Consider the following 15603-nt stretch of genomic DNA (forward strand, 5'->3'; position numbering starts at 1 on the left):
GATCTCATCGCCAGAAATGGCGATGCGAGATCCAGGGCAGGGCGGCCGCCATCGTCAGACCTGGCGATGGTCGACGCCGGCGCGCATCGTCGGATGTGGCGATGCGAGCTCGAGGTCGGTGGCCACCGCCGGCGACCTGGTGCCATCGTCGGCAATGGCGATGCTGCAGCTCGACGTGCGCGGCCTGGTCGTCTCGGCATCGTCGGATGCGGCGATGCTCGAGCGAGGCGAAAAAAAACCGCCTCGGGGTGTCCGAGGCGGCAAGTCTGCATGCGGTTCAGGGAGGAAGAAACCGCGCCGGCGATCAGGGAGGAAAACCGCGCGGCCTGATGTGCAGCTCGGCCACTTTAGCCGGATTTTTCGACTTATCCGATGCGAGCGGCCCGCCGTGGGCGCTGCTCGATCTGCTGTTGCTTTTTCTCGACGTGCTTCTGCTCCTGGTGCTGCTGCTCGTCGCGCTGCACCTGGCTGATGGCCGCGCCGATCTGCCGCTTCACGCCCTCGATGCCCAGCTCGCTCTTGTGCGCCAAGTCGTTGAAGTCGGTGTGCTGCTTCATCGTGGACAGCGCCGCGATCTGCGCGCCGCTCAACATCGACGCCTTGAGCTTGGCCGCCTCGTCGCCGGCCAGCTCGACCTTGCCGGCGGCGGCGTCGGCAAGGCGCTGCTCGGCGCGCAGGTGGGTCTTGAAGCTGTCGGGCGTGATGGCGGGCAAGTCGCGCGGGTAGGTGTTCTCGGCCGGCGCGAAGATCGGGAAGATCGCCTTGCCGCCCACGGCCTGGGCGGCCGCCTCGGCCTTCTCCCGGCCGGGGTTGTTGCCGTGGGTCATGACCAGGTGCCGGTCGTCGTCGCCGGCGATGATGATCGGCTTGTCCGGGAACTTGGCGTGCAGCGCCTTCGCCACGGCCTCAAGGTTGCCGCTGTCGAAGGCGGCGACCGTGGCGTGGCCCACGGCCTCGGCCACCTGGGCCGCCGTGGCGTAGCCCTCCGAGATCACCAGCGCCGGCGCGGCCGCCAGGGCGTCCATGCCGCCGACCGGGTGGAAGCATCCTTCCTTCTTCGAGTCCTTGGCGAACCGCTTAGTGCCGTCCTCCTGGATGTATTGCATCGTCCATTGCTTGCCCTCTGCGTCGAAGGCCGGGATGTAGGTCTTCTGGCCTTCGCGGTCGGTCATCACGCCGGCCTGCGCCTGGATGCCTTTGGCTTGCAGGTAGGGCGTCGGCTGCTCGATGGGCACGAGGTCGGCCATCTGCCGACCGACGCGCTGCGCGGTGGCCTCCTGGGCCTTGTCCTGCTCGACGGCTCGCTGTGCCAGCTTCTCGGCCGCCTCGGCCTGGAGCTTGGCCTTCTCCTGGTCGCTCAAGGCGTAGCCCTTGCTCTTCCAGGTAATGTCCGTGCCGGTCTTGTTGTTGATGATCCGCCCGGCCGGGTGCCCGTCCAGGTGGCCCACGTAGAAGCCATCGAGCGCGCCCTTCTTGCCGCCCTCGACCGGCACGCGGTGCCGCTTGCCATCCATGATCGGGTGATCGCCCTGGGCGTTGCTGCCGGTGAACAGGCCGGCGCTGCGCATGGCCTCGGCGAACTCTTCCCTTGGCGTCATCGCTGGCCCTTGCTGGGCCTGCACGTTCTCGGGCTTCCAGCGTTCGAGCTTCGCCGCGTCGGCGCGCGGGCCGACATACCAGGACTTCGCGGCCTTGTCCCAAAGCGCGCCGGCGGCCTTGGCCGCGTTGCGCTGCTCGTAGGGCACGGCCAGGTACTGGCGGGCCTGCTGGGCCTGCTGCGCGGGCTTCTGCGCCTCGCCCTGGGCTTCGGGTGCCGGCTGGGCCGAACGCGGCTCTACGGCCGCTGTAGCGGCTCCCTGCGCCCATTTGGCGAAGGGAGCGGCATCGGTGCCCGGCGGCACGTACCAGGACTGTTGCTGCCGATCCCAACGCGCCCCGAGGCTCTTGGCCTCGTCCTTCTCCTTGTACGGCACGTTGATGTACTGCCGTTCGGGCTTCTCGGCCTGCGGCTGCGCCTGCTGCCGCTCGCGTTCCTGGCGCTCCAGCTCGGCCGCGCGGCGCTGCGCGTCGCTGTCGTTGAGCATGGCCGACGCCTCGGCGGTCTTGCGTGCCTCTTTAGCGGCTGAAATGTCCTCTTCGGTCGCGTTGGGGTCGCGCCGTACACGCTCTTCCTGCACGCGGGCCAGCTTGGCGGCGCGCTCGTGCTGGTTGTCGGTGCCCAGCGCATCGACCAGGTGCAGGCGCTCGGTCAGAGCCTCGGCCTGGCCCTCGGTGCGGGTGCCGGCGACGAAGGCAAAGGCGTCCTCGCCGAACTGCGCATCGGCCTTGCGCGCGTAGACCTGGAACGCCTGCGGCTCGATGCCGGCCTGGGCGGCATCGACGGTCTGGCCGTCCTGCTCGGCCACGCCGACGATGCGCAGCTCTCCGCTCCAGTCGGGCGGCAGCTCAACGCCAAGGTGTTGACGGGTCGCGTCGGCGAACGCCTGGCCGTCGATCTCGCCGGCGGCGAGCTGCCGGCGCGCGGCGGCGGCCTGCTCGATGCCCTGCACCGCGTCGGCAGGATGGGCGGCCAGCAGGGCGGCCGCCTGGTCGTTGGTCGGTGGGGTCATGTTCGCCTCCTGGTCTGCGACGGCCGCTTGCTGCTGGGTCAGCGCCGGCAGGGCCATCAACTGGTCGGGCGCGTAGTTGTTCAGCTCGTCCAGGCTGCGAACCTGGTGGGGTTCACCGTCCTGGTCGTGGAACGCAAAGATGCGCTGGCCGTCGCTCCACCTGGCTTCGGCGTCGATGCTCGACACGATCTGTTCGCCGTGCTGCTGGAGCTGCTGCGCGAGGTGGAGCTGTTCGGCCATGTTGGCGAACTCTTGCGCCAAGCCCTTGCGCTCCAGGTAGGCGTTGTCGGTGTCGGTGTGGCTCGGGTCGATGCCGAACACCGGCGACAGCCGGTCATGCGCGACCGCGTAGAACTGCTCGGGATCGGTGCCGGTGATGCTGCCCACGGTTTCGAGGCCACGGCTGCGCAAGGCGTCTTCCAGGGTGTCGCCCTGGAATGCCTGGTAGTGGCTGAAAGACACGTCCGGGTTGTCCAGGACTTCGGCAATGTCCACGGCCAGGGCCTGGGCCACGGCTTCGTCCTGGGCCTGGCTCTGCTGCTGGTCTTGCTCCTGAACCTGCTTCTGCTCGAAGGCCAGCACGTAGTCGTGAATCTTCTCGGCATCGGCGGCCGCGCGGAACACCTCCAGCGGCTCGTCTTGCAGCGCCTTGATCCACGAACCCACATAGGCGGCGTGCTGGCCCGGATCGTGGCCGATGCCCAGCTCGTCGCCGACGATCATGGAAGCGATTTCGGCGCGCAGCTCTTCCTTGGCGTACCCCTCGCTCCCGAACGGGTGCGCCAGGTCGCGGTCAAGGCGCGAAGCGTGGCCCGTCCAGTGGCCCAGCTCGTGCAGCGCGGTCGCGTAGTAGCGGTCGGAGCTGGGGAACTGGCCGCGCTCCGGCAGGGTGATGCTGTCGGTCGAAGGGCGGTAGAACGCCCGATCACCGGCGGCGTGGGTGATCGTCGCGCCCGAGGCTTTCAGGATGTGCTCGGCGCGCTCGACGGCGTTCCAAGTCTGTTCCTTCTTCGGCTGGAGCGGCGGCAGGCCGTCGATCTGCTCGCCGTTGAACACGGTCGCAAAGAACACGCGCGGCCGCTCCAGCATGACGGTTTCCTTGACCGGCTGGCCCTTCGCATCGAGGACGGGCCGGCCGCTGTCGTCCAGCTTGTCTTGCTCTTCGCTGAACTTCCAGTATTGAACCGGCGTGCCTTTCTCGCCCTTGCGAACCTGCGCGCCCACGGCGGCGGCCTGCTTGTAGGTCATCCAGCGCGCATCGCTGCGGCCCTGGGCCATCAGGTGGATGGCGTTGATCCCTTTGTACCGCTTGCCGGTGGTCGGGTTCATCGGCAGGTAGGCGTTGGGTTCGCCCGGCTCCCACGGCTTTTGCCACGGTGCGGTGCCGGCCTTGAGCTGCTCGATCAGCTTTTCGGCCACGACTTCGTGAAACGGCTTCTTCGGCTCCATGTTCTCGTCCCTTCGGAATAGCTCGTTGAACTGAGGGAAGTTCTGCTGTGTCCGGGAACGGTCGCGCAGGCCCTGGGCGACCATGCACACGATGTTGTGCAGGTCGTCGGCCTGCATGGGCCGCACGCGGGCGATGCAGGTTTCCGTGAATGACTGTTGGCCGCGCTGCTGCACCTGGTCGGCGACCTGGTGCTGGCTCGGCTCGATGCCCTCGCAGTGCAGGGCAAACACTTCCTCGGCGCGCACGTCCAGGGACTGGCCGGCATAGCGCCGGTTCACGTCATCCCATAGCGGCTTGAGGGTGGGTTCGTTGCGGGCGGCCGCCAGGCCGTCCAGCAAGGCGCGCTTCTCGCCCGGCGCGAAGGTGTTGGCCCCGTAGTGGCCTAGCACCTCGTGCCGCAGCGTCATCAGTAGGTCGCCGGCGCTCTCGACGTTCTGCAAGGGCACGTCCACGCGGCCACGGTAGGCGCGGCCGGCGTGCAGCGTCTCCTTGGGCACGTAGCCGCCCTTCATGTCGGCCGGCACCTCGGCCGCTCGCGGCCCGTACAGCTCGGCCGCGTCCTCGCGGAACTTGTAGGCCAGCTCCAGCGCGCCGGGGTAGTCGCGGACGAAAGCCCGCGTCACCCCTTGCGCCTCGGCTTTCGTGATCGGCATGGGTCAGCCCTCCGACGCCTTGCGCGCGGCGGCCTGGGCAACCGTCTCGCCGGGCCGCAGGTCGTACAGCTCGCGGGCGTTCGTGGTGGTGATGAACGGCGGGATGTCGGCGCTCGGGCCTTCGTCGTCCAGGAATGCCGGCTCCAGCGCGCCATCGACTTCCACCAGGTCGTCGCCGCTCGCGGCGGCGTCCTGCTCGGACAGCGCGTCCTCCACGAACGCGCCCACGCGCTCGGCTTCGTCGGGGTCGAACTCGACCTGGAAGCCGGGCGTCAGCGCGTCGGCCATCTTCTCGCGCACGGCCTCGCGGCCGGCGGCGTCGTCGTCAACCGGCGGCAGGACGGCCAGCGGCTCGTCGTGGGCGGCGGTGTTGGTGGTGGTTTGCTCGTTCATGGTCGATCTCCTTCGCTGTGGTCATTCGGATGCCGGGCCGTTGCGGCCCTTGCTGTAGTCGGGCCGACCCTTGAGGTCGGGGTAGGTCTGCTTGCATGTGGGGAAGTTGCTGCAACCCCACCAGAATTGCCCCTTCTTCTTGCTCGGCCGGCGCGACAAGCCGCTGCCGCAGGCCATGCACTTGTGAAGGGATGACACCGGCGCGGCTTCCTTGCCGCCGGCGATGGTCACGGCTCCGCTGTTGGCCTTCGCCACCTGGTCGCGGATGAACGTCTCTTGCTTCGTGATGAAGGCGTCCAGGGCGGCCGTGCCCTGCTCGACGCCTTTCAGCATCCGCTCGTAGAGCGCGGTCAGCACCGGGCTTTTCACAACCTCGGGCAGCGCGTCGATGACGCTGCGGCCGAGGGTCGTGCTGATGATCTGCTTGCCTTTGACGGCCAGGAACTCGCGCCGCTTCAACTCGGAAATGATCGACGCACGGGTGGCCGACGTGCCGATGCCGTCGCCCTCGCGCAGCATCTTCTTGTGCTCGGCATCGCTGACGAACTTGTGGATGTTCTCCATCGCGCGGATCAGCGTGCCCTCGGTAAAGCGCGCTGGCGGCTTCGTCTTGGCGTCCTTGCGGGTGGCGTCCGTGCAGGTCACGGCGTCGCCCTGGGCCATCGACGGCAGGGCCTGCGTGCCGCTGTCGTCGTCCTCGTCCTTCTCGCCTTCCTCGTCGGCCTGGCTGTACACGTCACGCCAGCCGTTGCGCGTGACTACCTTGCCGCTCGCGGCGAAGTTCTCGCCCGCGATCTCGACGCCCACGGTGGTCTGCATGTACTCGTGCAGCGGGTAGAACTGCGCCAGGTAGGCGCGCACGATCAGGTCGTAGATGTTGCGCTCGCGCTCGCTGAGGGCGGCCTTGCTGCCCTTCTGCATGGTCGGCACGATGCCGTGGTGCGCGGTGATCTTCGAGTCGTCCCACGTCTTGGACTTGATACGCGGATCGGCACCATCGACCAGGCCGGCCAGTTCGGGGTTGACGTGCTTGATCGCCTCCAGCACGCGCGGCGCGTCGGCGTGCTGCGACTCCGGCAGGTAGGCGCAGTCGGTGCGCGGGTACGAGGTCAGCTTGTGCGTCTCGTAGAGCGCCTGGCAGGTGTTCAGCACGTCCTCGGCGCTGTAGCCGAACTTGGCCGAGGCCAGTGCCGTAATGTCGGACAGGGCGAAGGCCAGCGGCTGGTTCTGCTTCTTGGCCTCCTGTTTGTACGCGGCGATGGTGCCCGGCTGGCCCTTGACGGCGGCCACCAGGGCGTCGGCGACGGCGGTATCGACAAGGCGGCCTTCGCTGTCCAGACCGGCTTGATCCTCCTTCGCCTTCCATGCGGCGGCGAAGCTGCCGCCGGCGTGCTGCACCACCGCCCGGATGGTGTGGTACGGCACGGCCTTGAATGCCTCGATCTCGCGGTCGCGGGCGACCACGAGGGCCAGCGTCGGCGTCTGCACGCGGCCCACGGTCAGCAGGGCGCGCGAGCCGCCGCGCTGCGCGCGCAGCGTGTACGCGCGGCTGAGGTTCATGCCGATCAGCCAGTCGGCGCGCTGCCGCCCGCGTGCAGCGTCGGCCCAGCCTGCATAGGTGGTGTTCTCCTTCAACGCGGCCAGGCCGCGCTTGACGGAAACGGAGTCCTGCGCGCTCACCCAAAAGCGGCGCACCGGCTTGCTGTTGCGGAAGTGCTCCAGCACTTCGTCAACCAGCAACTGGCCTTCGCGGTCGGGGTCGCCGGCGTTGACGATCTCCTTGGCCTCCTTGAGCAGCTTGCCGATCACGGCGAGCTGCTTCTTCGCGTCGTCCTTGGGCTTGAGAATCCAGCTCTCGGGGATGATGGGCAGCTCATCGACGCGCCAGACCTTCTTGCCGGACTGGCCGCGCGGCACGTCATCGGGCGTGTACTCGTCGGGGTCGGCCTGTTCGAGCATGTGCCCGAAGCACCAGGTCACTTTGTCGGTGCCGCACTCGATGAAGCCGTCGCCCTTGCCGGTCGCGCCCAGCTCGCCGGCGATGGCCTTGGCGACGGACGGCTTTTCTGCGATGAAAAGGCGCATGGTGTGTCTCCCTACCAGGTGATGACCGGACGGATCACGGTCTTGATTTGCGAACGATTGATCGGGCCGAAGTAGCGGCCGTCGAAGGATGTGGCGCTCACGTCCGACATAAGCAGCACCTCGGAATTGCCGAGCGTGTAGCTGTTGGACTGATAGCGCGGCAGCGGCCGACCGGCCTTGTCGGCCTTGATCGGCGCGCTGAGGGGCAGCAGCTCGCCGTTGACGCGCACGCCGTCATCGGCGACGGCGACGGCATCGTCTTTAGCGGCTAAAACGCGCTTCATCATGTAGCCGTAGCCGCCCTGGCAGAAGCCGGCCCCGATGTAGCCCCTCTCCTTGGCGTCATCGAACACGCCGAGCTGCGGCGGGCAGAAGAGGACGTAGGCCCCCTTCTCCACCGGCGCGCTGCTCGTCCAGTACAGGCCGACCGGAATGCTCTTGGTGGTGTTCACGCGGGCACCGGCGGCATAGCCGCCGGCGGCCAGCAGCAGGGCGGCCACGCCCGCGATGACGACGCCTGCCGCGATGCGTTTCAGGATGCGGCTCATATCGTGATGCCCTCCCCTTCCGTCTCGGCCTGTGCGACGGCGCGCAGGCGGTCGCTGACCTTGGGCGCAGGGATCGCGGCGCGTGCCGAGAACACTGGGTCTTTGAAGTACAGGGGTTGCTTGCCGTAGATCGCCGGGTAGCCCGCGACGTAGATCACCATGTCGCCGGCTTCTTCGATCTCGCCCTGGGCGTTCTTCTTTGGCCCCGGCATGCGCAGGCATTCGTCGGGCGTCAGCAAGGGCCGCTGCACTTCCTGGTAAGTGCGCGACACCTGGCCCAGCATCGCCGCCGTGCGGCGGCCGCTGGTCGTGATCTGCTCCTTCACCACGGTGGTCTGCCCGGTGAGGCGGGACAGGTGTTCGGCCGTCTCGACGCGGTTGGGCGGGTAGGCGTTCTGCACGTGGCAGTTCGACGTGATGCTTTCGTCGTGGCCGTAGCCCGTCTCGCGGCTCTTGAGCTGGTTAATGTCCTGGCAGATGAGGTAGCACTTGATGCCGTAGCCGGCCACGAAGGCCAGCGACTCTTGCATGATCTCCAGCTTCCCGAGGCTCGGGAACTCGTCCAGCATCATCAAGAGCCGGTGCTTGTAGTGCGCCACCGGCCGGCCGCCCTCGAAGTCCATCTTGTCGGCCAGCAGGCGCACGATCATGTTCACCATGACGCGCACCAGCGGCCGCAGGCGGGCCTTATCGTTGGGCTGGGTGACAATGTAGAGGCTTACCGGGTCGTCCTCGTGCATCAACTGCTTGATGCGGAAGTCCGACCGGCTGACGTTGCGGGCCACCACGGGGTCGCGGTACAGGGCCAGGTACGACTTGGCCGTGGACAGCACCGATCCGGCTTCTTCCTCGGGCCGATCCATCATGTCGCGGGCCGCCGAGCCGATGGCGTGATGGTTCTGGCCGTCTACGTGCCCGTAGGTCGCCATTTCCATCCAAAGCTCGCCAATGTCCCGGTTCGGGTCGGCCAGCATCGCATCGACGGACGGCAGCGTGGCGGTGCCGCCATCGTCCTTGGCCTTGTACAGCGCGTGCAGGATCACGCCGACCAGGAGCGCGAAGGCGGTCTTCTGCCAGTGCGAGTCCAGGCCCTTGCCGTCCGGGTCAACGATCAGCGTGGCAAGGTTCTGCACGTCACCCACCTCGTATTCGGTGCCGAGGCGGATTTCGTCCAGCGGATTCCAGCAGACGCCGCCCGAGGTGCTGGCCGGCTCGAAGCGCAGCACCTTGTTCTTGGCGTGCTTCTGCCGCCAGCCGGCGGTCAAGGCCCACAACTCGCCCTTCAAGTCGGTGATGACGCTGCTCGCGCCCCACGACAGCAGCGTGGGCACCACCAGGCCGACGCCCTTGCCCGAGCGCGTGGGCGCGTAGGTCAGCACGTGCTCGGGGCCGCTGTGCCGCAGGTAGAAGAAATTGCCGTCCTTGTCCTGCCAGCCGCCCACGTACACGCCGGTAGCCGTGGGTGCGGCCTTGCCGGTGACGATCTCCAGGACGTTGCGCTCGCGTGGCAGCAGGCCGGCCGCCTGAATGTCCTTCTTCTCGGCCCAGCGGGCCGAGCCGTGCAGGTACTCGTTCGCCTTCGAGCTGTTGGACGTGACGACCTTCGCCACGGCCACGCCCAGCAGGCCCACGGTCGAAACCAGCATCCCCATGCTGCCGGCCTTCATGATCTCGTCCGGGTACTGGCTGTACCACTTGTACGTCCAGTGCAGGATCGACCAGGGCGCGTACACGTGGCCCACGTTGGGGCCGAGGGTCGCGTGATAGGCGAACGTGTGGGCGAAGAACTGCGTCGCGGCCTGGAGGCCGCCGACCATCGAGGCCGCGCCCAGCACCGGCAGCAGCTTGCTCGGCTTCGGTTTGGCGGTTCGGACTTGCGGCCCTACCGCGTTGTTCATCTTGATCTTCATCTACTCCTTCCTTTCGACGTTTTGATGGAGCCTTTCGCGGTGATCGAGACGGCATCGCCGACCGCGATGCGCGTCAAGCGCCGGGCCGTGGCCTGGTCGATGGGCATAACCATGACCTCATCACCTCGTTTCAAGAGGGCCAGCGCCTGGCCCTCGATAGTCCTGGTGCCCTGGAACGTGAGCGCACCATCACCGGCAGTATATCGGGAATGCTTCGGTATATCGAAACCTTTTAGGCGCTTTGCCTCGCGTTCGGCGATGTACTTGTCGGCGGCGGCGACGCCCGGCGGCGTCTGGCCTACTCCTGTTCCTGGCCGAGAAATTCCCCGTCGCAGTGCGTGATCTGGTTGGGTTCCTTGCTGCTCCACGTGACGAGGAACATCACGCGGCAATAGCACTTCACTTCCGCCGGCGATGCGAACCACACCGAGTTCGGACAGTGCTCGCAAACGGTGCTGGCTTTGGGGCGGCGGTTTTCTTCCAAGGCGTCCAACGTCGGGCTTCCGGTGGACGGTGGCGGCGTGAAGGCCGGCGTCGGCGCGGTCGCCTCGGCCGGCGGCTGGCCGGCCGTCGCCTGCTCGGGCGACGGCTGCGGCTCCGGTAGCGTGCTGGTCGGCAGCGGGCCGCTGTCCAGGGCCGCCAGCGCCGCGTCCAGTTCGTCCTCGATGCTCTGGTCTTTCGGTTCGCTCATGGGTGTTCTCCTTGTTCAAAAGCGCCTGCCGCCGGCTCTCAAGAGCCGGATCGGTGAAGGTGATGGGTAGCTGGGAATCGACGGCGGCGCGGATCATCTGCGCCTTGAACTCCACCGTGCCGTTGACGGTGATGCGGTTGCCGTAGCGTTGCATCGCCAGGCGCAGGGCTTCTTGCAGCCCTTCGCGCGTGGCCTCGCGGGAGACTTGCAGGCGGTCACCGTCATCGCGCACGGCGCTCATGCCGGCGCGGAAGATGATCGTCCCCTTCTTCGTGATGTTGTCCACCGCCGGCGCGTGGCCGGGCTTCGCCTGGCCCTCGCCCCGGATGGTGTTGCCCTTGAGGCCCTGGGCCGCCTCGCGGGCGCGCAGGGCGGCCAGGGCGTCGGCGCCGCCGTGCTGCGCCTCCTTCTTGAGCCAGTCGGCCCACGTGCGCCGGCTGTGCTCGGCGTAGAGGGCCGTGCGCTCCTGCTGGAACTGCTTGTTGATCGCCTGGAGTTCGCTGCGCAGGGCCTTGCTCGCCTGGGCGTACAGCAGCTTCTTGTTCGCGCGGCCCTCGCCGACCACCTTAATCGTGGCGCGGCGCAGGCGGTTCGACCTCTTGGCCGCCTCGATCAGCCGATCCTTGCGATGCCGGGCGCGCTCCAGGGCCTGGGCGCGCGCCGTGGTCAAGCTCTGCTGCTCGGCCTTGTACTTCGCGTACAGCTCCACGGTGTTGACGCGAAGGCGGATGGGGTCTTTGCGGTACTGCCGCTTCGCGGTGGTTTGCGCCTGCCGTTCGGGCGAAGCCTCGAACGGGCCAAGCCGCGCCTCCAGGCTCGGCTTGGAAAGGTCGCGGGCTACTGTGCTCGCCTTCACCATCGTTCCGTCGCCGGCCTCGAACACGAGGCCATTGGCGCGGACGCGCAGCTCCATTCCGTTGTCCCGCATGACCTGGTGCAGTTCCTGCCAGGACTGCGCGCCCTTGATCTCGTCCAGGCACTCGCGCTTGATCCAGCCGACCAGGCTTTCAACGCCGGCATGCCGCTCCATGTCGGCGGCCCGGCCCTCCGCGCCGCGCTTGCGCGGCTCGTGGTTGTCGCGCTCCAGGCCGTAGTCGCGCTCCAGGGCCGTGCAGAGTTCCGCCAGCGCCCGGTGCGGGTAGTACGGCTCGTGCATCGTGTGCCGCGTCGGGTGAATCTTGTTGATGGCGATGTGGATGTGCAGGTTGTCGGTGTCGTTGTGGACGGCACTGATTCGCTGATGCTCGCCATAACCCAGCCCGACGCAGATGCGTTCCTCAATCGCGCGCAAGGTGTCGGCGCTGGGCTGCTCGCCGGCCCGGAAGCTGACGATCAGGTGGTAGGTCTTGTCGCCCTTCGCGCGGGTGTTCGTGTGCTGGGTCGCCAGCACCTCCGTGATGGCGTCCTGGATGGAACCGGCTTCGCAGTTCGTCGCCTGCACGTGGCCCAGCCGGTGGTCTTTGCTTTGGGCGTCGGTGATGTAGTTCGCCAGGCCCGCGAAGTCGCTCTTGCCAAGCGAGCGCATCGGCACGTGCTTGGCGATCATGGCCGCCCCTCCGGCTTTTTAGCCGCTAAAGAAGTCAAGGCTCGGCCCTCGGCTGAACCACGGCCTTCATGATCCGGCTCATTTCGTCCTGGGTGGCCTCGATCCGGCCCAGCAGGGCCAGGATGGTCGCCTCGCCGAACTGGAGCGTTCGCACGTCATCGGTCAGCCAGAGCTTGAGCAGGCCGCCAAGGCGGCCAAGGTCGCCGTTGACGCGCACCAGCTCGCGCACGTGCTGGTAGTCCATGACGCCCTTGATCTGGTAGCCCTGGCCCACGTCGCGCAGATAGCGCGCCACGCTGACGCCCGCCCTCTTGGCGTTCGCCTCGATCTCGTCTTTCTCTTCGGGGAACACCGGCACCCGCAGGTGCTGCCGCCGCCGGCGGCCGTGTTCCTTTTCGTCGTTCTCCATGCCTCGCCTCGTCTCTCATGCCGGCGGTAGCCGGCTGCCTCGCAGAGCAGGATGACCCGTTGAGCGCCCCCGGCGCGAATAAGGGACAGTGAAGATAGATAACCGGCTCGCCGGTTAGCTAACTTCACACATCCTGCCCGCCTTACGGCGTTAATAACACCAAGGAAAGTCTACACCAGCCATTACGATTTATCCGCAACTATCGCGCTATCAGGCCGCAAAAGCAGCAACGGATATAGCGAAAACCGCCACAATGGCCCATAATGCCGCTATCGAAGCGTGCCAATGCACGCCGATAGCGGACTTTTTGCGTTTCCGTAGCGCCGCTTAGTAGCGTTACATTTGCGATGAGAGGATTAGATGGACGAACACGATGCCAAAGACCTACCCCGAAGAGCTGGCTGAATGGGTGAAGGGACGGGAAGCCAAGAAGCCGCGCCAGGACAAGCACGTGGTCGCGTTCCTGGCCGTCAAGAGCGACGTTCAAGCGGCGCTCGATGCGGGCTATGCGATGAAAACGATCTGGGAGCACATGAAGGAAACCGGCCGGCTGCGCTGTCGGTACGAAACCTTCACCCAGCACGTGAAGCGGTACATCAAGGCCGCGCCGGTAGCTTCCCCGCCGCCTCCCGCCACTCCCCCGGACAGCCAGCCCAAGGGCGCGAAGCCCGAGCCGAAGGCCGCCCCGCCGGCCTCGGAATCCAAGAGTGAGCCGCCCAAGATCGGCGGCTTCACGTTTGATGCGACTCCAAAGAAAGAGGATTTACTGTAATGGCGAAAATTCACATGGTTCTGCAAGGCAAGGGCGGCGTCGGCAAGTCGATGATCGCGGCCACCATCGCGCAGTACAAAGCCGGCAAGGGACAGAAGCCGCTTTGCATCGACACCGATCCGGTGAACGCGACGTTCGAGGGCTACAAAGCCCTCAACGTGCGCCGGCTCAACATCATGGACGGCGACGAGATCAACACCCGGAATTTCGACGCCCTGGTCGAGATGATCGCGTCGGCCGAGGGCGACGTCATCATCGACAACGGGGCCAGCTCGTTCGTGCCGCTGTCGCACTACCTCATCAGCAACCAGGTGCCGGCGCTGCTCCAGGACATGGGCCACGAACTCGTGGTGCATACGGTCGTCACCGGCGGCCAGGCCCTGGTGGACACGGTGAGCGGCTTCGCCCAGCTCGCCAGCCAGTTCCCGGCCGAATGCCTGTTCGTGGTCTGGCTGAACCCGTATTGGGGGCCAATCGAGCACGAGGGCAAGGGGTTCGAGCAGTTGAAGGCGTACACGACCAACAAGGGCCGTGTGTCCGCCATCATCCAGATTCCGGCGCTGAAAGAGGAAACCTACGGCCGCGACTTCGCCGAAATGCTCCAGGATCGGCGCACCTTCGATGAGGCCCTGGCCGATTCGGCGCTCACGATCATGACGCGGCAGCGGCTCAAGATCGTGAAAACCCAGCTCTTCGCCCAGCTCGAAAACGCGGCGGTGCTCTGATGGCGGCCGACGACAAGATCGAGGAGCTGATACGGGAGATCGCGGCCAAGCACGGCATCGCCGTGGGCCGCGACGATCCGATCTTGATCCTCCAGACCATCAACATGAAGCTGATGCAGGACAGCGCATCGGCCCAGCAGGAAATCTTGGACGCCTTCAAGTCGGAACTGGAGTCCATCGCCCACCGATGGGGTGATGACGCCAAGGGAAAGGCGGAAAGGACGCTCAACGCGGCGTTGGCGGCCAGCAAGGACGCCATGACGCGGGGAATGCAGGAGGGCGCGAAGGCGGCCGCCGAGGCCGTGCGGCGTGAGGTTGAGGCGGTGACGGCGCAGCTCGTCGCGCCGATCCGCGAGGCGCGGCGCGTCGCCATGATGAACATGGTCGCGGCCGGCATGGCGGTCGTGGCCGCCGGCCTGGCCCTGTGGGCCTCGCTGTAGATGGCGATGCGGGATCTCATCGTCAGAACTGGCGATGGTCGACCGCGCCGGCGGCATCGCCAGGTTCGGCGATGCTGGCCAGCTCCCGGCATCGTCGCTTGTGACGATGCTGCAGGATGATTCCACCAGGCCCTCGGCGGGCCTCCCTCGCCAGAAATGGCGATGCTCGAGAAAAAAGCCCGGCGACCGCCGGGCTTCGTTTTTATGCGGGCCTGGCTGACAGGCCCAAGGACTGCGATCTCCCTGGCCGCTCCTGGGCCTGGGATTGCTTGCGCTCCTGCTCCTGCTTGCGCATCAGCAGCTCATGCCGGCGGGCGGCCTCGCGCATGGCATCCCAATCGGAAGCCAGCTCGGGGTTCTCGGCGCGCATCTTGCGCGTCGCCAGCTCTTCGATCTTCGGCGAGTGCAGGCCCATGCCTTCCTTGATCTCGCGGACGGCCTCCAGGCGCGCGTGAAGCGTCTGCAAGCGGGCCTGCTGCTGCGCCTGCTGGTTCTGCCAGGCTCGCTTAGAGCCGGGCAAGGAAAGCCGGCCAGGCGCGGACGCCTGGGTCTGCTGCAAACGGGCCTGCTGCCGGTCGATCAGGTTTTCTAGCCTGTCCTCGATGTGCTCCACCTGGTCGTGCTTGGCCTGCACGTAGAGCGCCAGGGTTTCGGGGTAGGACTGCTCGACCGGGGCCGCCTCTAGGGTGGCCTGCTGCTCGATCTCGGCCGCCTGGGCGGCCTCCAGCAAGTCGGCTCCGGTGTCCTCGCGCGAAGCGCCGAAGGCGGCACCGCCGAGGGTGGCCGGCGCGCTGACGCGGGCCGGCTTGGTGGCGCGGCTCTCGGTGCCGCTGCCGGGGATGGTGAGTCGTTTCAAGGGCGTGCCTCCTTTTTAGCCGCTAAAGCTACATGGAGCGCCCCCGCGTCAGTTTCGGGGCCTCTGCGGCGACTGCCGCCTTGCCCTGGGCGTTGTAGCTGATGCTCTTTGCGCTCCCAATTTCAGGTACTTTATCGAAATCTGACCGAGCGTGCATGACAAAGTTCTTGCCGATCTGCTGGTACACGTTGGTGGCGTCGGCATGAACGATCACGCCGGCGTGGGTCTGCTTCTTGTCGGCCGCTTGGGCCGTGTACAGGTTGTAGATGCCGGGCTTCAACGCGCCCGCCTTGTCTACTTTCTGATTCGTCCAAGCGCCGTCCTTTTCGGCCTGAACGATGCGTTGACCGTTCATGACCAAGAGGCGTTCTTTCATCGGGCACTCCTATGGTTGCCGTAGTTCTCAAAAGGGTGATGGTGGCCCCATGCAAGCCGCGCTCCAACAAAAAAGCCGACCTCGGCAAAGCGAGGCCGGCTCTTCCCAGCGGCCGGGTTGTGCGTTTTGTCAGGGTTCCA

At 66.7% G+C, this 15603-nt stretch carries 12 protein-coding genes; 3 read left to right on the forward strand and 9 right to left on the reverse strand.

Translation table 11 applies throughout. From position 1 onward, the window contains the following. Positions 1-365 precede the first annotated feature (365 nt). From E0W60_RS36730 to traJ, 7 genes are read right to left on the reverse strand one after another with little or no spacing between them, the layout of a single operon-like run. Positions 366-4712: a zincin-like metallopeptidase domain-containing protein gene (locus E0W60_RS36730; RefSeq protein WP_011114055.1), complete on the reverse strand. Its 4347-nt coding sequence runs from the start codon at positions 4710-4712 to the stop codon at positions 366-368. 3 nt (positions 4713-4715) lie between these two features. After that, complete coding sequence (locus E0W60_RS36735) at positions 4716-5105, reverse strand: protein TraD (RefSeq protein WP_006122510.1); 390 nt, start codon at positions 5103-5105, stop codon at positions 4716-4718. A gap of 21 nt (positions 5106-5126) precedes the next feature. Next, the gene (locus E0W60_RS36740) at positions 5127-7190 is read right to left on the reverse strand and encodes a DNA topoisomerase III (RefSeq protein ID WP_011114056.1); all 2064 of its coding nucleotides are present in this window, start codon (positions 7188-7190) and stop codon (positions 5127-5129) included. 11 nt (positions 7191-7201) lie between these two features. Continuing rightward, positions 7202-7738 carry a conjugative transfer signal peptidase TraF gene (traF, locus tag E0W60_RS36745; protein ID WP_006122512.1) on the reverse strand — a complete coding sequence of 179 codons (537 nt, stop codon included), beginning with the start codon at positions 7736-7738 and terminating at the stop codon, positions 7202-7204. Then, the gene (locus tag E0W60_RS36750; protein WP_000694765.1) at positions 7735-9648 is read right to left on the reverse strand and encodes a type IV secretory system conjugative DNA transfer family protein; all 1914 of its coding nucleotides are present in this window, start codon (positions 9646-9648) and stop codon (positions 7735-7737) included. Before E0W60_RS36750 ends, traF begins: the two co-directional genes overlap by 4 nt. Beyond that, the gene (gene traI / locus E0W60_RS36755; RefSeq protein ID WP_011114057.1) at positions 9645-11885 is read right to left on the reverse strand and encodes a TraI/MobA(P) family conjugative relaxase; all 2241 of its coding nucleotides are present in this window, start codon (positions 11883-11885) and stop codon (positions 9645-9647) included. The genes E0W60_RS36750 and traI overlap by 4 nt, the downstream gene beginning before the upstream one ends. Before the next feature lie 34 nt (positions 11886-11919). Then, on the reverse strand, positions 11920-12294 hold the full coding sequence (traJ, locus tag E0W60_RS36760; protein ID WP_000426567.1) for a conjugal transfer transcriptional regulator TraJ: 375 nt from the start codon (positions 12292-12294) through the stop codon (positions 11920-11922). A 373-nt stretch (positions 12295-12667) separates the two neighbouring features. On the opposite strand from traJ, the gene E0W60_RS36765 reads away from it, so the two are divergent. The 3 genes from E0W60_RS36765 to E0W60_RS36775 are packed head-to-tail and all read left to right on the forward strand — an operon-like array spanning position 12668 to position 14231. Continuing rightward, positions 12668-13066, forward strand: coding sequence for a TraK family protein (locus tag E0W60_RS36765; RefSeq protein ID WP_001127128.1), 399 nt, complete (start codon positions 12668-12670; stop codon positions 13064-13066). Beyond that, positions 13066-13791 carry an ArsA-related P-loop ATPase gene (locus E0W60_RS36770; protein WP_011114058.1) on the forward strand — a complete coding sequence of 242 codons (726 nt, stop codon included), beginning with the start codon at positions 13066-13068 and terminating at the stop codon, positions 13789-13791. Before E0W60_RS36765 ends, E0W60_RS36770 begins: the two co-directional genes overlap by 1 nt. Beyond that, positions 13791-14231 carry a conjugal transfer protein TraM gene (locus tag E0W60_RS36775; protein WP_000718516.1) on the forward strand — a complete coding sequence of 147 codons (441 nt, stop codon included), beginning with the start codon at positions 13791-13793 and terminating at the stop codon, positions 14229-14231. Before E0W60_RS36770 ends, E0W60_RS36775 begins: the two co-directional genes overlap by 1 nt. A 202-nt stretch (positions 14232-14433) precedes the next feature. Here the strand turns inward: E0W60_RS36775 and kfrC are convergent, their stop codons facing one another. Then, positions 14434-15087 (reverse strand): IncP plasmid survival protein KfrC, encoded by a 654-nt coding sequence (kfrC, locus tag E0W60_RS36780; protein WP_000826922.1) that lies wholly within the window; start codon positions 15085-15087, stop codon positions 14434-14436. A 28-nt stretch (positions 15088-15115) separates the two neighbouring features. Further along, positions 15116-15463 carry an IncP plasmid survival protein KfrB gene (kfrB, locus tag E0W60_RS36785; RefSeq protein ID WP_000664557.1) on the reverse strand — a complete coding sequence of 116 codons (348 nt, stop codon included), beginning with the start codon at positions 15461-15463 and terminating at the stop codon, positions 15116-15118. Positions 15464-15603: the final 140 nt, after the last annotated feature.

Source organism: Cupriavidus oxalaticus (assembly GCF_004768545.1).
Lineage (GTDB): Bacteria > Pseudomonadota > Gammaproteobacteria > Burkholderiales > Burkholderiaceae > Cupriavidus > Cupriavidus oxalaticus_A.